A 21,906-nucleotide genomic window follows, 5' to 3' on the forward strand; every position below is an offset into this window, starting at 1 on the left:
CCCGGCGGGTGACGCAGACAGCCGCCGCGAACGGATCGCGTCGGCTCTTATAAGTTAGGGATAGACGAATTACACCACGCGGGCGCGGTTCAGGCGGCGGGCGCTTCCTGCGTGTCGACGATTTCGACCGAGAAGGTCAGCGCCGCGGTTTTTTCCAGCATGGCCGAGGCCGAGCAGTACTTCTCGTGCGACAGCTGCACCGCGCGCTCGACCGCGGCGCGCGGCAGGTTGCGGCCGGTGACGGTGAAGGCGAAATGGATGCGGGTGAAAACCTTGGGGTCGGCATCGGCGCGGTCGGCCTGGAGCTTGACGCTGCAGCCGCTGACGGCGTGGCGCCCGCGCTTGAGGATCAGCACCACGTCATAGGCGGTGCAGCCGCCGGTGCCGGCCAGCAGCATTTCCATGGGGCGGGGGGCGAGGTTGTGCCCGCCGCCATCCACGGCGCCGTCCATGACGGCCACGTGGCCGCTGCCGGTGCTGGCGGTGAAGAGCATGCCGTTCGGGCCGCCCCAGTCGATCGTGCATTCCATGTTGTGGTGTCCTTGAGCTTGAGCGCTGTCAATGGCTGATGATACCTGTTGCGTACAATTCCGGGCATGAGAGCCCCGCCCCGCATCAGGGGTGTGCGCGCCAGCCTTGCCGAGGAGTTGCCCATGTCCACCGCTCTGTCCCGCCCCAGCCCCGTTTCCTTCCTGCGCCGCATCAGCCCCATCGATGCCCTGCTGGCCGAGGCTGACCGCGCGTTGCGGGTGCTGTCCGGCAGCGCCACGGCCGGCCGTCCCTATCCGGCGACCGCCGACGAGGCGCCGCAAGCCCTGTCCGTGCAGGAAAAACGCCACGCTGCCGGCTTGATGCGCGTGAACCATGTAGGCGAGGTCTGCGCCCAGGCGCTGTACCGGGGGCAGGCCTCGGTGTGCCGCGAGCCGGCGCCCCGGGCGCTGCTGCTGAACGCCGCCTCCGAGGAAGTGGATCACCTGGCGTGGTGCAATCAACGGCTGACCGAACTGGGCAGCCGTCCCAGCCTGCTGAATCCGGTCTGGTACGCAGGCTCGTTCGCGCTGGGCGTGCTGGCTAGCTATGCCGGCGTGCCGCGCAACCTGGGTTTCATGGCGGAAACCGAAAAGCAGGTCGAAGCGCATCTGGAAGAACATCTGCGCACCTTGCCGGTGCAGGACGAGCGCTCGCGCCAGATCGTCCAGAAGATGAAAGAGGACGAGGCGCAGCACCGTGCCAGCGCGGAGGCGGCGGGGGGCGTGCCGCTGCCGACGCCAGTAAAAGCCGCAATGCGCGCGATGTCCAAGGTCATGACGACCACGGCCTACTGGGTTTGAAAGGCCTGGCAGGCAAAATGTTGCAATGCGCAAAAATGGATGCAAGTTGGTGCCAAGCGCACCATTCCGGTGCGAAATCCAGAGCGGGATAACCCGGTACCGGCTAGGGTAAGCCCCGGGCGGGTTTACCCATTCGGCAGAAACCCTGTTTTTGGAACGGGCATTGATTGGCGCGGGTTTCCAGGCAGGTGGGCGAGGTTTTGCGGCAAAAATGCAACGCCAGAAATCTCTCTCGAGACAGGCTAAAAAAATTCTTGCATCGCACAAAAAACCTCGGTACTATTCACTCATCGGATGTTGAAACGCAGTCGGCGCGGTGCAAAACCCCGAAAGCGTAGTGAGCGGAAGGCCAGCTCCCAACATGCCACGGTTGTCTCCTCCACCCTCCTCCTTTGGTGGATTTAGCCCGAGATCTTACGATCTCGGGCTTTTTTTTCGGCATTTTTAGTGCGTCCCCATTTAAATGGACAGGGCCATAGGCCATGACCTTGCGCGGTGCATCCGCCATAGGGCGGCCTTCGCGTTTTCCCTTGGATATTTCGCGTGTGCCAGGGCGGAAAGTTCTACAATCATTTTATGAATCCCCTATTTCCGCGTTCACGCGGTTTTGCCGTGCCGATCCAGCCAGATGGCAGTCCCGGCGTTGGAATGGCGGCATGGCGCGCGGCGTTACGTTCTGTGCCGGTGATTTGCACTTCCTTATTCCTCCCATATATGGGCGTTACACCTGCCTCCGATAATGGCGGGCCTGTCTCGATAGACCAACCAGAGGTGACTCGGTGACCTGGCTGTACATTTGCGTGGTCGCATTCATGGTGGGGGGACTCATCGTGGCGTCGGAACGCTGGCATGGCGCCTTCACCGGCGACAGCGATCTCAACAAGCCCCAAGCCAACCATTCCCGCGCCACGCCTCGCGTCGGCGGGCTGGCCGTTCTCGCGGGCACGCTGGCGGGCCTGCTGGTCCTCGGACCCAGCAACATGACACTGACCTGGCTGTGGCCCGCGTTGTTCGTCGCGGCGCTGCCCGTGTTCGTGGCCGGCCTGCTCGAAGACATCACCAAGGACATCGGCGCCAGCAAGCGCCTGCTGGCCGCCTTCCTGTCGGCCGCGATCGCCTGGTGGCTGCTGGGCGGTGTCAGCCGCGTTGGCATGGCGCCGGTGGATTACGTGCTGTCCTTCTGGCCGGTGTCCTTGCTGTTCACCATGTTCGCGGTGGGCGGCTGTACGCATGCGCTGAATATCGTTGACGGCATGAACGGCCTGGCCGGCATGGTGGCCACGTTGATGGCCGTATCGATCAGCCTGGTGGCGCTGCAGGTGGGCGACGTACCGATTTTCCTGGTGGCGGCGGCCCTGGCCTCGGCCACGCTGGGTTTCCTGGTGTGGAATTTTCCGTTCGGGCGCGTGTTCCTGGGTGACGGCGGCGCGTACTTCCTGGGTTTCATGCTGGCCGAGCTGGCGGTGTTGCTGGTGGTGCGCAATCCCTCGGTGTCGCCGTTCTATGCCCTGGCGGTACTGTTCTATCCCGTCTTCGAAACCGGCTTCTCGATCTGGCGCCGGCGTTTCAAGCGTGGCGTGCCGGTGGACCAGCCGGATGCCCTGCACTTGCATCAGCTGGTGTTTCGCCGCCTGGTCCGGGTCACGTTCAGCCGTGGCCGGCGGCATGCGGTGCCGGCGCTGTGCAACGCGCTGGCCTCGCCTTACATGTGGGTGCTGGCGCTGATCGGCCTGGTACCCGCGACCATCTGGTGGGACAACGCCTGGGCGCTGTGCGCCAGCCTGGTGGTGTTCGCCGCCGTCTATATCTGGCTGTATTCGCGGCTGGTTTCCTGGCGCCGCCCGGGCTGGCTGCTGCTGCCCTCCGTTTTGCGGACTTCCGATTAGTTTTGGGCGCCCCGGCGATTGCCGTCGGGGGCTCAGTAATCTTTTTTAATTACCCGACCATATTTGAAATGCCGTAGTCGTTCTACGGTGAAGGGAGAGTTATGTTGCGAATTCAGGATGTGAAACTCGCTGTTGTCGGCCTGGGCTATGTCGGCCTGCCCCTGGCGGTGGAGTTCGGCAAGAAGCGTTCGGTCATCGGGTTCGATATCAATACGCGCCGCATCGATGCGCTCAAGGCGGGCCACGACCACACGCTGGAAGCCAGCGACGAAGAGCTGAAGGAAGCAACCCAGCTGAGCTACACGGCCGACCGCGCGGTGCTGGGCCAGGCCAACGTGTTTATCGTGACCGTGCCGACTCCCATCGACGAATACAAACAGCCGGACCTGACCCCGCTGGTCAAGGCCAGCGAGACCATCGGCGCCGTGCTCAAGCGCGGCGACATCGTCATCTACGAATCCACCGTCTATCCGGGCGCGACGGAAGAAGACTGCGTGCCGGTACTGGAACGCGTGTCGGGCTTGAAGTTCAACGTGGACTTCTTTGCCGGCTATAGTCCCGAGCGCATCAACCCGGGCGATAAGGCCCATCGCGTCAGCACGATCAAGAAGGTCACGTCCGGCTCCACGCCCGAGGTGGCTGAACTGGTTGACCAGCTGTATCAGCAGATCATCACCGCCGGCACCCACAAGGCGTCCAGCATCCGCGTGGCCGAGGCCGCCAAGGTGATCGAGAACACGCAGCGCGACGTGAACATTGCGTTGATCAACGAATTGGCCCTGATCTTCAACAAGATGGGTATCGACACCGAGGCCGTGCTGGAGGCGGCTGGCACCAAGTGGAACTTCCTGCCGTTCCGTCCGGGCCTGGTGGGCGGCCACTGCATTGGCGTGGACCCGTACTACCTGACCCACAAGGCGCAATCCATCGGCTACCACCCCGAGATCATCCTGGCGGGCCGCCGCCTGAATGACTCGATGGGCAGCTATGTAGTGTCGCAGCTGGTCAAGGCCATGACCAAGCGCCGCATCCACGTGCAGGGCGCCCGCGTGCTGGTCATGGGCCTGGCGTTCAAGGAAAACTGCCCCGACCTGCGCAACACGCGCATCGTGGACATTGTGAAGGAACTGGGCGACTACAACGTCGACGTCGACGTGTATGACCCGTGGGTCGATCCGGAAGAGGCTGTGCACGAGTACGGCCTGACCCCGGTGGCCAAGCCTGACGAAGGCAAGTACGACGCCGTGATTCTGGGCGTGGCGCACAACCAGTTCAAGGCAATGGGCGCGGAAGGCATACGCAAGCTCGGCAAGCCGCAGCACATCCTGTACGACCTGAAGTATGTGCTTTCGCCTTCCGAATCCGATCTGCGCCTGTAAGGACTGCTCATGACCACACGCTTTGAGACCACCAAGAAGGAACTCTCGGCCGCGCCGCGCAAGTGGCTGGTGACCGGCTGCGCCGGCTTCATCGGTTCGAACTTGCTGGAAACCCTGCTGAAGCTGGGCCAGACCGTGACTGGCCTGGACAACTTCGCCACGGGCTTTCAGCACAACCTGGACGAAGTGCGCAACTCGGTTTCGCCCGAGCAATGGGCGCGCTTCACCTTCATCGAAGGCGATATTCGCGACCTGGAAGCCTGCCGTCGTGCGGTGCAGGGCGTCGATTTCGTGCTGCACCAGGCCGCGCTAGGCTCCGTGCCGCGCTCGCTGAAGGATCCGATCACCACCAACGAGGTGAACATCGGCGGCTTCCTGAACATGCTGGTGGCGGCGCGCGACGAGGAAGTCAAATCCTTCGTCTACGCGGCTTCCAGCTCGACCTACGGCGACCATCCGGCGCTGCCCAAGGTCGAGGAAAACATCGGCAAGCCTCTGTCGCCGTACGCGGTCACCAAGTACGTCAACGAGCTGTATGCGGACGTGTTCGCGCGTTCCTACGGCTTCGAGACGGTGGGCCTGCGCTACTTCAACGTGTTCGGCAAGCGCCAGAACCCCAATGGCGCCTACGCAGCCGTGATCCCCAAGTGGACGGCCGCGATGATCCAGAACGAAGACGTCACCATCAACGGCGACGGCGAGACCAGCCGCGACTTCTGCTTCGTGGAGAACGCGGTGCAGGCCAACATCCTTGCGGCCATGGCCGCGCCGGAAGGCCGCAACCAGGTCTACAACGTTGCGGTCAGCGGCCGCAGCACCCTGAATCAGCTGTTCGGTTTTCTGGTGAAGACCCTCGGCACTGAGGGTGTGGCCTATGCCAAGAAGCCGGTCTACGCCGACTTCCGTGCGGGCGACGTGCGCCACTCGCAGGCGGACGTCAGCAAGGCGGGCCGGCTGCTGGGCTACGAGCCGACGCACACCGTGCTGCAGGGCCTGGAAGTGGCCATGCCCTGGTACACGCAATTCCTGCGTTGATTTGAAAGCACTCGTCAGAAAACTCGGCAGCATCCACCCGGACCACCAGCGCATTTTCAAGGGCGCCTTCCGGGTGGCGGTGTTCCTGCTGCTGGGCAAGGCCGCCGGCGCCATCAAGGAGATGGCGGTGGCGTACCGCTACGGCGTCAGCGACGCCGTGGACGCCTATCAGTTCACGATGACCATGGCCACCTGGCTGCCGGTCACCATCGTGGGCGTGTTGTCGGTGGTTCTGATTCCGGTGCTGGTGCGGCTGCGCCGCACCGATGCCGCCGAAAGAAACCTGTTCATCGGCGAACTGCAGGGCTGGGTCGCCGCCGCGGGCATTGCACTGGCGCTGTTGACCTGGTTCGCCTGGCCGCAAGTGCTGGGTGCGCTGGGGCAGGGCTTGTCGGCCCGCGTGGGCGACATGACTGGCCAACTGCTTGTCGCCTTCGCCCCGGTGTCGGCGTTGTTGCTCATCGCCGGCATCAGCGCCGCGCGCTTGCGGGCGCAGGAAAGGCACGTCAATACCTTGCTGGACAGCGTGCCCGCCGTGGCGACGCTGGCCTGGGTGATGCTGGCCGCCAGCGCCGACGGTGTCGGACCGCTGCTGTGGGGCACGCTGGTGGGTTACGCCATCCAGACCGTCTGGCTGGCGTGGCTGGCGGCGCGCGCCGATGGCGGTTTCTGGGGCGCACCCCGGTTCTCGCTGCAATCGCCGCACTGGCCCGAACTGCTGAGCGCCGCGGGTGTGATGCTGATCGGTCAGGTTGCCATGAGCTTCGTCGGTCCGCTGGACCAGTACGCTGCCGCCAACCTGGGTGCGAACGCCAACGCCACGCTGGGCTATGCCAGCCGGCTGCTGTCGCTGGTGCTGGGGATCGGCGCCGTGTCGGTGGGGCGCGCGGCCTTGCCCGTGCTGGCCGACGTGCAAGCGCGCGGCGATACCGCGCGCGCGCGTGGCATGGCTCTGAAATGGTCGGTGTTGATGGTGGCCGCGGGCGCGGTGGCTGTCGCCGTGGGCTGGGCGCTGGCGCCGTGGGGTGTGTCGGTGCTGTTCCAGCGCGGCGCCTTCACCGCCGAGAATACCCAGGCCGTGGCCCATGTGTTTCGCTGGGGGCTGTTGCAACTGCCGTTCTACTTCGGCGTGCTGATCCTGGTGCAATTGCTGGCCAGCCAGAACCGCTACCGCATGATGGCTGCCATCGCCGTCGCCAATTTCGCCTTGAAGGCGGTGTTGAATACCGTGCTGGCGCCCAAGATGGGCGCAGCCGGCATCATGCTGGCGACCAGCCTCATGTATCTGTTGTCCTTTGCGTGCTATCTGGTGGTGGCGATGCGCAAGGCTGAACCCAAAGAGGCCGATTGAATGCCCGAGACCGATACCGGCCCGGCGCCGCGCGTCCTGCTGTTCATCCATTCCCTGCATGGCGGCGGCGCGGAACGCGTGGCCGCCGACCTGAGCGCGCATTGGGCGGGCATGGGCCGTGAGGTGATGGTGGTGACGCAGGCAAGCGCCGAGGGTGACGTCTACACCCTGCATCCCAAGGTGCGCCGCGAGGTGTTGCATACGGCGGGCGAGGGCGGCGGCCTGCGCGGCATCTGGAGCAATGTGCAGCGGGTGCGCGCCTTGCGCCGCGTGGTCAAGGCGTTCCGTCCGGACATCGTGCTGGGCATGATGACGACGGCATCGGTGCTGTCGGTCCTGGCCTGCGCAGGCCTGTCCTGCCGGGTGATCGCGACCGAGCATACGCATCCGCCCTCGCAGACCCTGTCGGGCTTCTGGCAGCGCCTGCGCCGGTTGACGTATCCACGCGCGGCCAGCGTGGTCGCATTGACCCGCGGCACCGCCGACTGGCTGGCGCAGCATGTGCCGGGCAGCAAGCTGGCCGTCATCCCCAACCCCGTACACTTCCCACTGCCGCGCGCCGAGCCTGTCCTGCCTCCCGTGTCGGGCGACGGCCGCAAACGGCTGCTGGCGGTGGGCCGCCTGCACGCCGACAAGGGTTTCGACCTGCTGATCCAGGCCTACGCGCAATTGGCGGCATCGCATCCCGGCTGGGATCTGGTTATCCTGGGCGAGGGCGACGAGCGCCGCGCCCTGGAGGCGCAGGTGCGCGAGGCCGGCCTGGAGTCGCGTGTCTTCATGCCGGGGCGCGCGGGCAACGTCGGCGATTGGTACGAAAGCGCCGACCTGTACGTGCTGACTTCGCGTTTCGAAGGACTGTCCAATACCTTGCTCGAATCCATGGCGAGCGGCCTTGCCGCCGTATCGTTCGATTGCGACACGGGGCCGCGCGAGATCGTGCGCGAAGGCGTGGACGGCGTGTTGGTGCGCCCCAATGGCGACGTGCCCGCACTGTGCCAGGCGCTGGATGCCGTCATGCGCGATGACGCGGACCGCCTGCGCATGGCGCAGGCGGCGACCGACGTGCGCGACCGTTTTTCGGCCGCGCGCGTGCTGCAGAAATGGCAAGAACTTTTTGACGGCGTGCGCGCAACAGGCCGTTGAGGCTGCGCGGCGCGCCGTTGCTACAGTGATAACGAGAACTTCATCATGTGCGGAATAGTCGGGATTTGGGGTCCAGTCGGGAACAAGGCGCAGGTGTTGGCGGAAAGCTGCCGCCGCATCCGCCACCGCGGGCCCGACAGCAACGGCTTCTGGGAAGATACCGAGGCCGAACTGGCGCTGGCGCACGTGCGCCTGGCCATTCTCGACCTGACCGAGGCGGGCCACCAGCCCATGACGTCGGCCTGCGGCCGCTATGTCATGGTGTTCAACGGTGAAATCTACAACCACCTGGACATCCGCAAGCAGCTCGAGCAATCGGCGCTGGCACCGTCCTGGCGCGGCCATTCCGACACGGAAACGCTGCTGGCGGGCTTCACCGCGCTGGGCATCGAAGCCACTTTGCAGGCCGCGGTGGGCATGTTCGCCATCGCGCTGTGGGACCGCGCCTCGCGCAAGCTGATGCTGGCGCGCGACCGCATGGGCGAAAAGCCGCTGTACTACGGCTACTCGGGCGCGGAACTGGTGTTCGCCTCGGAGCTCAAGGGCCTGATGCCGATTCCGGGCTTTGGCCGCGAGTTGAATCGCAACGCCCTGGCGTCGTTCATGCGGCACAACTACATTCCGGCGCCCCAATCCATTTACCAGGGCATCGCCAAGCTGCCGCCGGGCGCCTGGGTCGAGTTCACGGCCGACGATACCCGCAGCCGCCGCATGCCCGAGCCGCGCGTGTACTGGTCGGCCCGCGAGGCCGCCGACACCGCCGCGCAATCGCTGCTGTCGTTCGAATCCGACGCGCAGGCTACCGACGCGCTGGAGGGCGTGCTGTCCAAGGCGGTCGGCGGCCAGATGCTGTCGGATGTGAGCCTGGGCGCCTTCCTGTCGGGCGGCATCGACTCCTCGACCATCGTGGCGCTGATGCAGGCGCAGAGCTCGCAGCCCGTGCGCACCTTCGCGATCGGCTTTCACGAGAAGGGCTACGACGAGGCGCAGCACGCCAAGGCCGTGGCCACCCACCTGGGCACCGACCATACCGAGCTGTACGTGACGGCGGACGATGCGCTGGCCGTGGTGCCCTCGTTGGCTGACATGTACGATGAGCCGTTCGCGGATTCGTCGCAGATCCCGACTTCGCTGGTGACGCGCATGGCGCGCCAACACGTCACGGTGGCCTTGTCCGGCGACGGCGGCGACGAAATATTCGGCGGCTATTCGCGCTATTTCCGCGTGAACAACTGGTGGCAGCAATGCGAGCGCGTTCCTGCCTTGCTGCGCAAGCCCGCCGGCGCGCTGCTCAGCGCATCCACGCATCTGCCGGGGCGCGGCGCCTGGCGCGGCAAGGTCGGCAAGCTGGGAGAGCTGCTGCGCGCCGACACGCGCGGCGAGTTTTACCGCCATTTCGTGTCGTACTGGGCCGATCCGTCCAGCGTGGTGAAGGGCGGCGTGGAGCCTGTATCCGAGTTCGCGCGGGCGATGCAAGGTTCCACCTTCGAAGCCATGATGAAGCTGGACACGGTGACCTACCTGCCGGACGACATCCTGGTCAAGGTGGATCGCGCCGCCATGGCCGTCAGCCTGGAAACCCGTGTGCCGCTGATCGACCACCGCGTGTACGAATTCGCCTGGAGCCTGCCGCATCAATACAAGGTGCGAGGCAATACCGGCAAGTGGCTGCTGCGCCAGGTGCTGCACCGCCATGTGCCGCAGGCGCTGGTGGACCGTCCCAAGCGCGGTTTCGCCGTGCCGCTGGCCGCCTGGTTGCGCGGCCCGCTGCGCGAGTGGGCCGATGCCTTGCTGGACCCGGCGCGCCTGCGCCAGGAAGGCTGGTTCGAACCCGAGCCCATCCTGCGCAAGTGGCGCGAGCACACCTCCGGCCATCGGAACTGGGACAGCCACCTGTGGGGTGTGCTGATGATGCAAGCCTGGCTCGACCGCTATCGCGGCGCCAAGGAGCAGGGAGGAACGGTTGGGAGTCTTTGACGCATGAAAATCTTGATGCTGGTCAGTTCCATGCATGCGGGCGGCGCCGAACGGGTCGCTGCCACGCTGGTCAATGCATGGGCCGAACGCGGGGATTCCGTCATCCTGACGCCCACCTACTCGTCCAAGGGAACCTGCTTTTATCCGCTGTCGGACAAGGTCGAGTTGGCCTGGCTGGCGGATCTGGCGGGTACGCGCGTGTCGGGCGCCATGGCCGCGTTCAAGCGTCTGCTGGCGCTGCGCCGGCACATCCGCGAGTCCAAGCCGGACGTGGTGGTGTCCTTCCTGACCAACGTCAACGTGGCCGCCATCCTCGCTACCCGCGGACTGGGCGTGCCGCTTATCGTCTGCGAGCGCACCAACCCGGTGGCCGAAACCACGACGGGAACGGTGTGGCGCAAGCTGCGCCGCATTCTGTACCCCCGCGCCGACATGGTCACCGTGCAGGCGGAAGACACAGCCGGTCCGTTCGCCCGGCAGGTGCCTGGCATCAAGCGCCTGGCCGTCATTCCGAATCCCTTGCCGGCGCCCTTGCTGGATGCGCCGATGGTGCTGCAGCGTGAAGATGACGCACCTCGCGAACTGTTGGCGATGGGACGCCTGGTCACCGACAAGCAATTCGACCTGCTGATCGACGTGTTCGCGCAGTTGGCGCCCGACTTTCCGGACTGGAACCTGCGCATCTGGGGCGAAGGCCCCGAGCGCGGCGCGCTGGAGCAGCAGGTCGCACGCCTGGGCCTGCAGTCACGCATCAGCCTGCCCGGCCGCACCGAAGCGCCCTGGGATGAACTCGCGCGCGGCCAGGCCTTCGTGCTGAGCTCCCTGGTGGAGGGCTTCCCCAATGTGCTGCTGGAAGCCATGTCGCTGGGCCTGCCCTGCGTGGCGTTCGATTGCCCCAGCGGCCCGCGCGAGATGACGCGCAACGGCGAGGACGCCTTGTTGGTGCCCGCCGGCAATCGCGATGCCCTGCGCGAGGCCTTGCGTCGCCTGTTGGGAGACCTCTCCTTGCGTCAGCAGTTGGGCATGCGTGGCGCATTCGCGGTGCGGCAGCGCTACGCGTTGGCCAGCGTGCTGGCGGAGTGGGATGAATTGTTCGATGCCGTGCGGGAGGAGCGATGAACGCTCGTCGGCTGCGCGTCCTGCATATCATCACCGGCCTGGGCCAGGGGGGCGCGGAGTCCGTGCTGTTCCGCCTGGCGACCTATCCCGAGGCGGATGTGGAGCACGTCGTCGTATCGCTGACCGACGAGGGTATCTATGGCGAACGCCTGCGCGCTGCAGGCATCGCCGTGCATGCGCTGGGCATGAAGCGCGGGCGCGTCAGCCTGGGCGGCTTCATGGCGTTGCGCTCGCTCATCGCGGCAACGCGTCCCGACGCGGTACAGACCTGGATGTACCACGCCGACCTGATCGGCGGCCTGGCGGCGCGCCTGGCGGGCGTGCGCGCCATCGCCTGGGGCATCCGCAATTCCGGCGAACACCTGGAGCGCAGCAGCCGTTCGGCGCGCATGGTGCTGCGGGCATGCGCGCTGTTGTCGGGCCGCATACCGAAGGCTATTGTGTGCGCCGCCCGGAAGTCGGCGGAACGCCATGCCGACAAGGGCTATGCGCGTGAGCGCATGGTGGTGATCGCCAATGGCTATGATCTGTCGCGCTATGCACCCGATGGCGAGGCCCGGGTGCGCGTGCGTGCGCAATGGGGCTTGTCGGAGGACGTACCGGCCATCGGCTGCGTGGCCCGCTGGGATCCGCTCAAGGACCATGCCAATTTGCTACGCGCCGTCGCGGCGCTGGTGCGCGACGGCCGCGACGCCGGCCTGCGTTGCGTGCTGATCGGCCGCGGCATGGATACGGACAATGCCGAGCTGGCCGCCCTGATCGAGCGGCTGGGCCTGCGCGACCGGCTGGTGCTGGCGGGGCCTAGCGACGACGTTCCCGGCGCGATGAATGGCCTGGACCTGCACGTCCTGTCCAGCTGCGCGGAAGGCTTTCCCAATGTGGTGGCCGAGGCCATGGCCTGCGGTGTCTACTGCGTCGTGACGGACGTGGGTGACGCGGCCTATATCGTTGGCGATGCCGGCGTGGTGGTGCCGCCGGAGCAGTCCGAGGCGCTGGCCCGCGGCATCGAAACGGCCCTGTGCGAGGTGGCATCGCGCGGCCGCGTGCGCGCGGGCGAGGCGGGCCGCGCCCGCGTGCTGGAGAATTTCGACCTTGCGCGCATGGTGCAAGGCTACATCGCGGTATGGCGCCGCATCTCGGGAGTGCAAGCATGAGCGCCGCGCGCCGCCTGCTGTTTGTCGTCAACAACCCGGCCTTCTTCATGTCGCATCGCGTGCCGGTGGCGCTGGCCGCGCAACAGGCGGGCTACGAGGTGCACGTCGCCACGATGGACGGCCCGGCGGTGGCTGATATCGAGGCGCTGGGCATGACGCACCACGCGATTCCGATGACCCGCAGCGGCAAGCATCCCTTGCAGGAGCTGGGCACGCTGCTGGCCTTGATACGGCTGTTCCGGCGGCTGCGGCCGCAGATCGTGCATCTGGTCACGATCAAGCCTGTGCTCTACGGCGGCATCGCCGCGCGCTTGACGCGCGTGCCGGGCATGGTCGCGGCGATCTCCGGTCTGGGCTTCGTGTTCCTGTCCAATTCGCTGAAGATGAAGCTGGTGCGCGCCGTGGTGGCGCGGCTGTACCGGTTGGCGCTGGGCCATCCCAACAGCCGCGTGATCTTCCAGAACGCCAGCGACCGCGATCTGCTCAAGTCGCTGGGCGCGGTGCGCGATGCGCAGGTTGTCATGATCCGAGGCGCGGGCGTGGACCTGGACGAGTATCGGGCCCAACCCGAACCGCCGGCGCCGCCGGTCGTGGTCACCATGGTGGCGCGGCTGCTGCGCGACAAGGGCGTGCAGGAATTCGTGCAGGCGGCGAGGCTGCTGCGCGAGCGCAACCTGCCTGTCACGATGCAGCTGGTTGGCGGCGTGGATGCGGGCAATCCCGCCTCGGCAACGCCGGACGATGTGGATGCCTGGCAGCGCGAAGGCTGCGTGCGCGCGCTGGGCGAACGTTCCGACGTGGCCGCGCTGTACGCGGCCTCGCATATCGCCGTGCTGCCCTCCTATCGCGAAGGCCTGCCCAAATCGCTGATCGAGGCTGCGGCTTGCGCACGGGCGGTCGTGACCACGGACGTTCCCGGCTGCCGCGATGCGATCGAGCCCGGCGAGACTGGGCTGCTGGTGCCGGTGCGCGATGCGCGGGCGCTGGCGGACGCCATTGCCCGTCTGGCCGAGGATCCGGTCTTGCGGCAGTCCATGGGCGCTGCGGGCAGGGCGCTGGCCGAGCGCGAGTTCAACATCGAGCGCGTGGCGCGCATCCAGGTGGAAATCTACGACGCGCTTAGCGCCTGACGAGGAAGGCGCCGGCGCCGGGAAGGCGCTGGCCTGACCTCAAGGACGGCGCGTGATCGCGTCGATCCAGTAGCGGGTCGAGGGATCCTGCTGGCTGGCCTGCTGCGAGTTCAGCTCGTGCATGATGCCCTTGGCCAGCGCCTTGCCGAATTCCACGCCCCATTGATCGAAGGGGTTGATGCCCCACACCACGCCCTGGGTGAACACCTTGTGCTCGTACAGCGCCAGCAGCGCGCCCAGCGTGTAGGCCTCCAGATGCGGCAGGACGATGAGCGAGGACGGCCGCCCGCCCGGGTGGACGCGGTGCTGCGCCAGCAGCCGCGCGCGGTCCGGATCGCTTTCGATGGCGGACGTTTCGGCCAGCGCTTCCTCGAAGGACTTGCCGCGCAGCAGCGCGGAACGTTGCGCCAGGCAGTTGGCGATCAGCAGTTCATGGTGCCGCGCGTAGGCGTGGTCGGGCTTTTCGCACAGGATGAAGTCGACTGGGGCGCCCCGGGTATCCTGATGCAGCCATTGGAAGAAGGTGTGCTGGCAGTCGGTGCCGGACATGCCCCAGACCGCCGGGCCGGTGGGCACGCCTGCCGGGCTGCCATCGGCGGTGGCGACCTTGCCCAGCGATTCCATTTCCAGCTGCTGGGCCCAAGGCACGATGTGATACAGCCGCGAATCGTACGGCGCGATCACCAGGGAGTCATAGCCCAGCGCGCTGCGGTTCACGATACCGGCCAGCGCCAGTTGGACCGGTGCGTTTTGCTCGATCGGCGCGGTGCGGAAGTGCTCGTCCATGGCGGCAGCGCCGGCCAGCAACTGGTCGAAGGTGTCGGTGCCCAGCGCCAGCGCGACCGGCAGGCTGATCGCGGACCAGAGCGAATAGCGTCCGCCCACCCAGTCCCAGATCTGGAAAATATGATCGGGCAGGATGCCCAGATTCAAGGCCGCCTCGACGTTGGCGGTAACCGCCACGACCTGCTTGATTGGGTCCGCCACGCCGGCATCGCGCAGCCAATTCATGGCGACCTCGGCGTTGGCCAGCGGTTCGGTCGTGGTGAACGATTTGGAGGCGACGATGACCAGCGTATCGTGCGGATCCAGCCGGCTCATCGCGTCCGCGACCGAATGCGAATCGACGTTGGACGCGAAGCGCACTTCGCGCCGGGCGCCGCTGTGGCGCAAGGCGCGCGTGACCAGCCGCGGGCCCCAGTCGCTGCCGCCTATGCCCAGATGCAGCACGCTGCCATAGCGCCCGGTTGCGTCGGCCTGGCGCACGAATTCACGCATGCGCTCGCGTTCGGCGAGCACGGCCTTGGCCACCCTGGCGGGCGGTTGGGGCGCGCGCAGGGCCGTGTGCCAGGCGGGGCGTTGCTCGGTCCAGTTGGCGTTGCCGCCGTCGAACAGGCAGGCCCGGGCAGCGTCGAAGCCTTGTTGCTCCAGCAGAGCGGCCTCGGCTTTTTTCAGGTCCGGCGAATACGCCTGTGCGCTCAAGTCCAGACGCAGCCCGGGAGCATTGATGAGGCGCAACTGCTCGCCGGTCCGCGGCGCAGCGCGCGTGGCCGTGATGAACTGTTGCCAGGCTGGGCTGTTCGATAAGGACATAGGCGGTCTAGAAAGGCAGGTTTGCTTGCGGCGCGAGCTTGCTCAGTTCACGCCGGAAGTCGGCTTGTATGCGTTCCAGCGCCGCGGGCGTCTGGGCTTCGAAGCGCAGCACGACGACCGGGGTGGTGTTCGAGGGGCGCGCCAGGCCGAAGCCGTCCGGATATTCCGCGCGCACGCCGTCGATTGTGATCACGCGGTCCGCGCCGGGGAATTGGCCTTGGTCTTGCAGGGCCTGGACCAGGGTGAAGGGTTGGCCTTCCTCCATTTCCAGTTTCAGTTCGGGCGTGGATACGTCTTGCGGCAGGGCTTCCAGCACAGCGCAGGGGTCGGTGTGGCGCGACACGATCTCCAGCAGGCGGGCGCCCGTGTAGAGGCCGTCGTCGAAGCCGTACCAGCGCTCCTTGAAGAAGATGTGGCCGCTCATCTCGCCGGCCAGCGGGGCGCCGGTTTCCGCCAGCTTGGCCTTCACCAGCGAATGGCCCGTCTTCCACATCAGCGGCACGCCGCCAGCCGCTTCGACGGACAGGCCGACGTGGCGGCTGCACTTCACGTCATAGATGATGGTGGCGCCGGGGTTGCGGTCCAGCACGTCGCGGGCGAACAGCACCAGCTGACGGTCCGGCCAGATGATCTGGCCGGATTTCGTCACCACGCCCAGGCGGTCGCCATCGCCGTCGAACGCCAGGCCCAACTCGCAGTCGGTCTCGGCCACGCACTTGATCAGGTCCTGCAGGTTCTTGGGTTCGGCGGGATCCGGGTGGTGGTTGGGGAAGGTGCCGTCCACTTCGCAGAACAGTTCGGTGACTTCGCAGCCCAGGGCGCGGAATAGCGCCGGGGCGACTGCGCCGGCCACGCCGTTGCCGCAATCGATGGCGATCTTCATGGGACGCGCCAGCGTGACGCCCGAAGCCACGCGCGCGATGTAGGCGGCCACCAGATCCAGCTGGCGGCGCACGCCTGGCCGGGCCGCAGGGGCGCCGGCGGCGCCGTTCATGCTGGCGGCCAGGGCCTGCACGTCCTCGCCGTAGAGCGCGCGGCCGCCCATCATCATCTTGAAGCCGTTGTACTTGGGCGGATTGTGGCTGCCCGTAATGGCGACGCCCGATCCCGTCTGCATGACGTTGGCGGCGAAGTAGACCAGGGGGGTGGGCACCATGCCGATGTCCAGGGTGTCCACGCCGCCTTCCAGCATGCCTTCCTGCAGCGCCACCGACAGCATTTCGCTGCTCAGGCGGCCATCGCGGCCGACCACCAGGGTCTGCACGCCCTGGTCGCGGGCGCGGGCAGCCAGCGCCGCGCCCAGGGCGCGGGCGAAGCGTGCGTCGATCAGGTCGGGCACGGTGCCGCGGATGTCATAGGCCTTGAAGACCGAGCCCGGGAATTGCGTGTTGTTGCCCACGGCGGTTCCTTGATGAGGGGTTGCAGCTCGGGTTCTGGCGCGGATTTCGGCAAATCCGCGTATCAAAACGCGCCTGGCTAGGGATTAAACCGGAATTATCCCCCATTGGCGCTCCCCCTTCATCCGGCAGACGGTGTAGGGCGTTTTCCGTTTTTGCACCGCGGCAGGCCGTCCGCGCCGATGTGGTGCGTACGAGGGCGTTGACGCCTTGTCCTGGTGCGGCGCATGCCCGCGTTCCGGGGGCTTGCCCAGGGAGCGGCGCATGGCATAAAACTTGCTCGTTGTCCGAAGGTGATACGCTTGCTATGCAAGCAGAAAGACCGGGAGGGGCCATGGGCGCCAAAGTTTCTACTGTCATGTCATCCAGGGGCGCCTCAAGCCGGCGGGGTCCGCCCACGGATTGCGCCGGACCGGCCGCGGGCCGCGAGCGCCGGCTCGACATCCACGTGTTCGTTTCCGAAGCGGGCGGCCTGGCCACGGGCCGGGCCTGGGAGCGCTGCGTATGGCGCGATGCCCGCGTCCTGATCGCCGAATCCCCGGCGCCGCATCTTCCAGTTTCAGTGGAAAGCGCCTTGCGCATCGTCGCCGCCGACGTGGCGCGGGACCGCGGCTGGCAGGGCATGGGCACCGTCGCTTTCGCGCTGGACGACCGCAGCGGCGTGTTTCGCGTGATCGACGCGCAGGCGCAGGCCCATTCGGGTGCGGCCGTGTATGACTGCGAGCCGGTCGCCGCCCATGCGCTGGAAGTGCGCATCGACGGCTGCGTGGACCGCCGCCTGCCGTGCACGCGGCTGCTGGTGTGCGGTGCGACCCGGGGCGAGGTCTTGCGCCGCGCCTACCGTGCGCTGTCGGAAATGCCCGGCCCCGCGGGCGTCGACCGCGCCTTTCTCATGAGCCGCATCGCCTCCCGGGCCTACTGCTCGGGCCTGACGGGCACGCGGTTGGACCAGGCGGTTGGCTGACCCGTTTTCGCCGGCGGGTTGCGCCAGCCCGCCGCGCCGCGACCTGGGGGCATTTCAGCCCCTACAATAGACCGCACATCCCTGGCCTGGGCGCGCCCAGGCGCCTACTTGTGCGGCGCATATGACCTTGCTGAGCGATCTACAGTCCCTTCTGGGCGCTTCCCACGTGCTGACGGGCACGGATGCCGACACCTATGTGCTGGATTGGCGCCGCCGCTACCGAGGGGCCGCGCTGGCGGTGATCCGTCCCGGCTCGACCGCGGAGGTGGCAGCGGCTGTGAAGCTGTGCGCCAGGCATGGCGCGCCGGTGGTGCCGCAAGGCGGCAATACCGGCCTGTGCGGGGGCGCCACGCCTGACCTGTCTGGCAGCGCGGTGATCCTGTCCACCACCCGGCTGACCGCCGTGCGCGCGCTGGATACCGACAACGACACGATCACCGTGGAAGCCGGCTGCGTCCTGCAGGCAGTGCAGGAGGCCGCGGCCGCCGCCGGCCGGCTGTTTCCGCTGAGTCTGGCCGCCGAAGGCAGCTGCACCATCGGCGGCAACCTCGCGACCAATGCCGGCGGCACGCAAGTGCTGCGCTATGGCAACACGCGCGAGCTGACGCTGGGCCTGGAGGTCGTGACCGCCGAAGGCGATATCTGGAGCGGCCTGCGCGGCCTGCGCAAGGACAATACCGGCTACGACCTGCGCGACCTGTACATAGGCAGCGAAGGCACGCTGGGCATCATCACCGCCGCCACGCTGAAACTGTTTCCGAGGCCGGTGGCTTCGTGCACGGCATTGCTGACGCTGGATGGCATCGACCAGGCCGTCGAGCTGCTTTCGCGCGCCCGCGCGGGCTTTGGCGCCGCGCTGACCGGTTTCGAACTGATGAGCGGCGCCTGCCTGCAGTCGGTCGTGCGCCTGTTCCCGCAGCAGCGCCTGCCCTTTGAAGGGGATTCCGCCGCGTCTCCATGGTTCGCCTTGCTGGAACTGTCCGACAGCGAAAGCGAGGCGCATGCGCGCGAACGCTTCGAGACCGTGCTGGGCGAGGCCATCGAGAGCGGGCTGGTGAACGATGCCGCCATCGCCGCGAACGTGGCGCAAAGCAAGGCGCTATGGCATCTGCGCGAGAGCATTCCGCTGGCCGAGGCGGAACTGGGCAAGTCGGTCAAGCATGACGTGTCGATTCCGATCTCCGCCATCGCCGGCTTCGTGCACCAGACCAACGCCTTGCTGCAGGCGCGCTTTCCGGGCGTGCGCCACGTGATCTTCGGCCACCTGGGCGACGGCAATCTGCATTACAACGTGGCCCATGCGCCAGGCCAGACCGAGGCTGAGCTGCTGGCGCTGCAAAGCGAGATCTACGGCGTGGTGCACGACAGCGTGCACGCGCACAACGGTTCGATCAGCGCGGAACATGGAGTGGGCCAGCTCAAACTCGACGAGCTGCCGCGCTACAAGAGCGCCATCGAACTGGATCTGATGCGCAGGATCAAGCGCGCGCTGGACCCGCAAGGGCTGATGAATCCGGGCAAGGTGCTGCGGGCCTAGCCGCGCACGACAGGGGATCGCAACCATGGCAACCAGTCCCGCGGCGGGCGCGAATTACAGGGTGTTGATCGTCGAGGATGACCCGGTCATCTCCGGCAATTTGTACACCTTCCTGGAGGCGCGCGGCTTCCTGCCCGATGCCGCCTATTCGGGTCCGGCCGCGCTGGAGCGGCTGAAAGAGCAGCGTTTCGACGTCTTGATCCTGGACATCGGTTTGCCCGGCATGGATGGCAACGCGGTGCTGCACACGCTGCGCAACGACAGGCGCGTGGACGTGCCGGTGCTGATGCTGACGGCGCGCGACAGCCTGGAAGACAAGCTGGCCGGGTTCTCGCATGGCGCCGACGACTACCTGACCAAGCCCTTCGCGCTGCTGGAGGTGGAAGCGCGCCTGGTCGCGCTGATCCAGCGCTCCAAGGGCGCGACAGTGGACTCGGTGCGGGCATTCGGCCCCTTGTCCTACGACACCCGCAACCGCGCCGTGTCGGTCAACGGCAGCCCTGTGCACCTGACGCGCAAGGCCGGCCTCATCATCGAAGCGCTGTTGCGCGACCCCGGCAGGGTGGTATCGCGCGAGGAGCTGGAATCCACGCTTTGGGGCAACGAGCCGCCTTCGTCTGACGCTTTGCGCAGCCAGGTCCACCTGTTGCGCCGCGCCTTGGCCGATGCGGGCTTCGACGGCATCGAGACCATACACGGAACCGGCTGGCGCCTGACGCTGGAAGCCGGGGCGGCGAGATGAGCGACGTTTCTTCGGCGTCTGCCGGGGGCACCCTGACTCAGCGCGTGGTGTGGGCGCTGACCGGTACCGTGGCGCTGTTCGTGACGGCGCTGGCCCTGCTGGCCTACCTGACCTTCGACCAGATGGAAGACGATCTGGTCAACGACATCCTCAATACCGAAATGGACCGGCTGGTGCAGCACGCGCGCGTCAGCGACGATTTCCTGCCGCGCGACGGCGTGCGCGAGCTGGGCGGCTCCATGCGGGCCTGGGTCAGCGCGGGTGGCAAGCGGCCCGCCAGCATGCCCCAGGAAATCGAATCTCTGGATAGCGGCCTGCACCTGGTCGAGCCTGGCGCATACACTTGGCACGTCATGGTGGCCGAAACGGCCGGAGCCAAGGTGTACCTGCTGTACGACGCCACCGAGAACGAAGGGCGGGTGCATGACTTCGGCTTGATCGTGCTGGGCGTGGGCGCCATTTGCGTGGTGGGCGCCTACGCGCTGTCGCGGCGCGTGGCCGCCATCGCGGTCGGCCCGCTGCTGGACCTGACCGACCGGCTGGCGACCTGGGCGCCGGGGTCGCCCGACATGGCGGTGACGCGCGACGACGAAGCGGGCCGGCTGATAGAGGCCTTCAACCGGGTGCAGAACCAGGTGGACAGGTCGATCGCCCGCGAGCGCGAATTCGCGGGCAATCTCAGCCATGAGGTGCGCACGCCCTTGGCCGCGATCCGCTCGGACAGCGAGCTGATGCTGCTGACGCAGGCGCTGACTCCGGACCAGCGCCAGCGCCTGACCCGCGTGGTGGACAACGTGGACGATGTGATCGTGTCGTTGGAGAGCGCGCGTGCCATGGCGCGGGATGAGCTGCGCCCGGCAGAGCCCGTCGACCTCGCGGAATGCATGGACAATGCCTGGCGCGGTTATGAAGCCCAGGCTGGCTTGGCCAGGCTGGGCTTCGAGAACCGGATCGGCGCCGGCCAGGTTCGCTCCCTGGACCGCTATGCCTTGCTGACCGTGCTGCGCAACCTGATCCGCAACGCAGTCGAACATGCCGCGCCTGCGACGTTGACCGTGAGCGTTGCGGCCGACGGCGCGCTGGAATTGAGCGACGACGGCAAGGGCATCGCTGCAGAGGACCTGCCGTTCCTGTTCCGCCGTTATTACAGCGGCCGCATGCGGGATTCCGGGGCGGGCAGCCCGGACGAGACGGCGCGCGGCTTGGGGCTGGCGATCGCCAAGCGCGTCTGCGACATGCAAGGCTGGTCGCTGTCCGTAGATTCCTCGCGGCAGGGCGAGCAGCGCGGCACCCGCTTCACGCTGCGTTTCGAGGCCGGCTTGGGACGGGCGATGGAGATGGCCGGCGGGGCGCAGGGTCAAATTTGACGAAAGTTCGACTGTCCGCGGCCTAAGCTGCTTGTTTGCCTGACGGACAGCCTGTCGCCCACCATGCCGCCATTATCGCCGCCCGCGCTGCGCAAGCCGACCCCGGCCTCGTATCTATTCAGCCATATCATCGCGATTACGCTCGCGCTGGCCTGTCTGGCGTGGTGGGCCAATGCTTCCGGGCTGGACTTGCGCATCGCGCGGGCGCTGTTCGATCCGGCGCTGGACGACTTTCCATTGCGCCTGAATCGTTGGCTGGAACTGGTCGGCCACCGCATGGTGCTGGCCTTGCCCATCGGGATAGGATTGGCCGCCGTCGGCGTGGTAGCGGCAAGTTATCGCATTCCGGCCTGGCGGGCGTGGCGCGGGCCGGCGCTGGCGCTGGCGGCGACCTGCCTGGCCGGGCAGGTGCTGGTGAACCAGCTGAAGCATTACACGACACTGCCCCGTCCTTATGACCTGGACTTCCTGGGCGGCTATACCCCCTATCCCTTGCACTGGTGGACCTGGGCGCGGACCGGGGCGGGCGGCGCCTTGCCCAGCGGCCACGCTGGCGCGGGCTTTTCGATGCTGACCCTGTATTTCGTGGGCTGGGCGCTGGGGCGCCCAACTTGGCGCTGGTGGGGCCTGGCCGTGGGCATCGCGGCCGGCGTGGGCTTTTCCGTGGTGCGTATCCTGCAGGGCGCCCATTTCCTCAGCCAGACCCTCTGGTCCGCGGCGCTGATGTGGTTCCTGGCGTCCCTGTTTTTCTATCCCCTCATCGTGGCCCGGCCGGCCGCCAGCCGCCGGGACCGCTAGCCG

18 protein-coding genes are annotated in these 21,906 nt (G+C 66.9%); 15 read left to right on the plus strand and 3 right to left on the minus strand.

Going from position 1 to position 21,906, the window contains the following annotated elements:
- Positions 1 to 89 precede the first annotated feature (89 nt).
- Positions 90 to 530 (minus strand): OsmC family protein, encoded by a 441-nt coding sequence (locus WBB14_RS31590; RefSeq protein ID WP_424243275.1) that lies wholly within the window; start codon positions 528 to 530, stop codon positions 90 to 92.
- Between the two features lie 123 nt (positions 531 to 653).
- On the opposite strand from WBB14_RS31590, the gene coq7 reads away from it, so the two are divergent.
- From coq7 to WBB14_RS31640, 10 genes are all read left to right on the plus strand, one after another.
- Positions 654 to 1,331: a 2-polyprenyl-3-methyl-6-methoxy-1,4-benzoquinone monooxygenase gene (gene coq7 / locus WBB14_RS31595; protein WP_424243276.1), complete on the plus strand. Its 678-nt coding sequence runs from the start codon at positions 654 to 656 to the stop codon at positions 1,329 to 1,331.
- A gap of 779 nt (positions 1,332 to 2,110) precedes the next feature.
- A complete protein-coding gene (locus WBB14_RS31600) occupies positions 2,111 to 3,217 on the plus strand; it encodes an MraY family glycosyltransferase (protein ID WP_013396215.1) in 1,107 nt (368 codons plus the stop codon).
- Positions 3,218 to 3,318: 101 nt separating this feature from the next.
- Positions 3,319 to 4,596 (plus strand): Vi polysaccharide biosynthesis UDP-N-acetylglucosamine C-6 dehydrogenase TviB, encoded by a 1,278-nt coding sequence (tviB, locus tag WBB14_RS31605; protein WP_424243277.1) that lies wholly within the window; start codon positions 3,319 to 3,321, stop codon positions 4,594 to 4,596.
- Positions 4,597 to 4,605: 9 nt separating this feature from the next.
- A complete protein-coding gene (locus WBB14_RS31610) occupies positions 4,606 to 5,631 on the plus strand; it encodes an SDR family oxidoreductase (protein WP_424243278.1) in 1,026 nt (341 codons plus the stop codon).
- A 1-nt stretch (position 5,632) separates the two neighbouring features.
- Positions 5,633 to 6,982, plus strand: coding sequence for a murein biosynthesis integral membrane protein MurJ (murJ, locus tag WBB14_RS31615; protein ID WP_424243279.1), 1,350 nt, complete (start codon positions 5,633 to 5,635; stop codon positions 6,980 to 6,982).
- The gene (locus WBB14_RS31620; RefSeq protein WP_424243280.1) at positions 6,983 to 8,125 is read left to right on the plus strand and encodes a glycosyltransferase family 4 protein; all 1,143 of its coding nucleotides are present in this window, start codon (positions 6,983 to 6,985) and stop codon (positions 8,123 to 8,125) included.
- 45 nt (positions 8,126 to 8,170) lie between these two features.
- Positions 8,171 to 10,102, plus strand: a complete 1,932-nt coding sequence (gene asnB, locus WBB14_RS31625; RefSeq protein WP_424243281.1) for an asparagine synthase (glutamine-hydrolyzing) — start codon at positions 8,171 to 8,173, stop codon at positions 10,100 to 10,102.
- 3 nt (positions 10,103 to 10,105) lie between these two features.
- Positions 10,106 to 11,221: a glycosyltransferase family 4 protein gene (locus WBB14_RS31630; RefSeq protein WP_424243282.1), complete on the plus strand. Its 1,116-nt coding sequence runs from the start codon at positions 10,106 to 10,108 to the stop codon at positions 11,219 to 11,221.
- Positions 11,218 to 12,375, plus strand: coding sequence for a glycosyltransferase family 4 protein (locus WBB14_RS31635; RefSeq protein ID WP_424243283.1), 1,158 nt, complete (start codon positions 11,218 to 11,220; stop codon positions 12,373 to 12,375). The genes WBB14_RS31630 and WBB14_RS31635 overlap by 4 nt, the downstream gene beginning before the upstream one ends.
- Positions 12,372 to 13,505 carry a glycosyltransferase family 4 protein gene (locus WBB14_RS31640; RefSeq protein ID WP_424243284.1) on the plus strand — a complete coding sequence of 378 codons (1,134 nt, stop codon included), beginning with the start codon at positions 12,372 to 12,374 and terminating at the stop codon, positions 13,503 to 13,505. Before WBB14_RS31635 ends, WBB14_RS31640 begins: the two co-directional genes overlap by 4 nt.
- Positions 13,506 to 13,544: 39 nt before the next feature.
- On the opposite strand, the gene pgi is transcribed toward WBB14_RS31640, so the two are convergent.
- Positions 13,545 to 15,098 (minus strand): glucose-6-phosphate isomerase, encoded by a 1,554-nt coding sequence (pgi, locus tag WBB14_RS31645; protein WP_424243285.1) that lies wholly within the window; start codon positions 15,096 to 15,098, stop codon positions 13,545 to 13,547.
- Between the two features lie 7 nt (positions 15,099 to 15,105).
- Positions 15,106 to 16,497 carry a phosphomannomutase/phosphoglucomutase gene (locus tag WBB14_RS31650; protein WP_424243286.1) on the minus strand — a complete coding sequence of 464 codons (1,392 nt, stop codon included), beginning with the start codon at positions 16,495 to 16,497 and terminating at the stop codon, positions 15,106 to 15,108.
- Positions 16,498 to 16,829: 332 nt separating this feature from the next.
- Here WBB14_RS31650 and WBB14_RS31655 point away from each other — a divergent pair, with 332 nt between their 5' ends.
- From WBB14_RS31655 to WBB14_RS31675, 5 genes are all read left to right on the plus strand, one after another.
- A complete protein-coding gene (locus WBB14_RS31655; protein ID WP_424243287.1) occupies positions 16,830 to 17,459 on the plus strand; it encodes a BPTD_3102 family carboxylase-like protein in 630 nt (209 codons plus the stop codon).
- 121 nt (positions 17,460 to 17,580) lie between these two features.
- A complete protein-coding gene (locus WBB14_RS31660) occupies positions 17,581 to 18,996 on the plus strand; it encodes an FAD-binding oxidoreductase (protein ID WP_424243288.1) in 1,416 nt (471 codons plus the stop codon).
- 25 nt (positions 18,997 to 19,021) lie between these two features.
- Positions 19,022 to 19,738, plus strand: a complete 717-nt coding sequence (locus WBB14_RS31665) for a response regulator transcription factor (RefSeq protein WP_424243289.1) — start codon at positions 19,022 to 19,024, stop codon at positions 19,736 to 19,738.
- Positions 19,735 to 21,105: an ATP-binding protein gene (locus WBB14_RS31670; protein ID WP_424243290.1), complete on the plus strand. Its 1,371-nt coding sequence runs from the start codon at positions 19,735 to 19,737 to the stop codon at positions 21,103 to 21,105. Before WBB14_RS31665 ends, WBB14_RS31670 begins: the two co-directional genes overlap by 4 nt.
- A gap of 63 nt (positions 21,106 to 21,168) precedes the next feature.
- Complete coding sequence (locus tag WBB14_RS31675; RefSeq protein ID WP_424243291.1) at positions 21,169 to 21,903, plus strand: phosphatase PAP2 family protein; 735 nt, start codon at positions 21,169 to 21,171, stop codon at positions 21,901 to 21,903.
- Positions 21,904 to 21,906: the final 3 nt, after the last annotated feature.

It is taken from the genome of Achromobacter sp. (assembly GCF_049647645.1).
Lineage (GTDB): Bacteria > Pseudomonadota > Gammaproteobacteria > Burkholderiales > Burkholderiaceae_B > Achromobacter.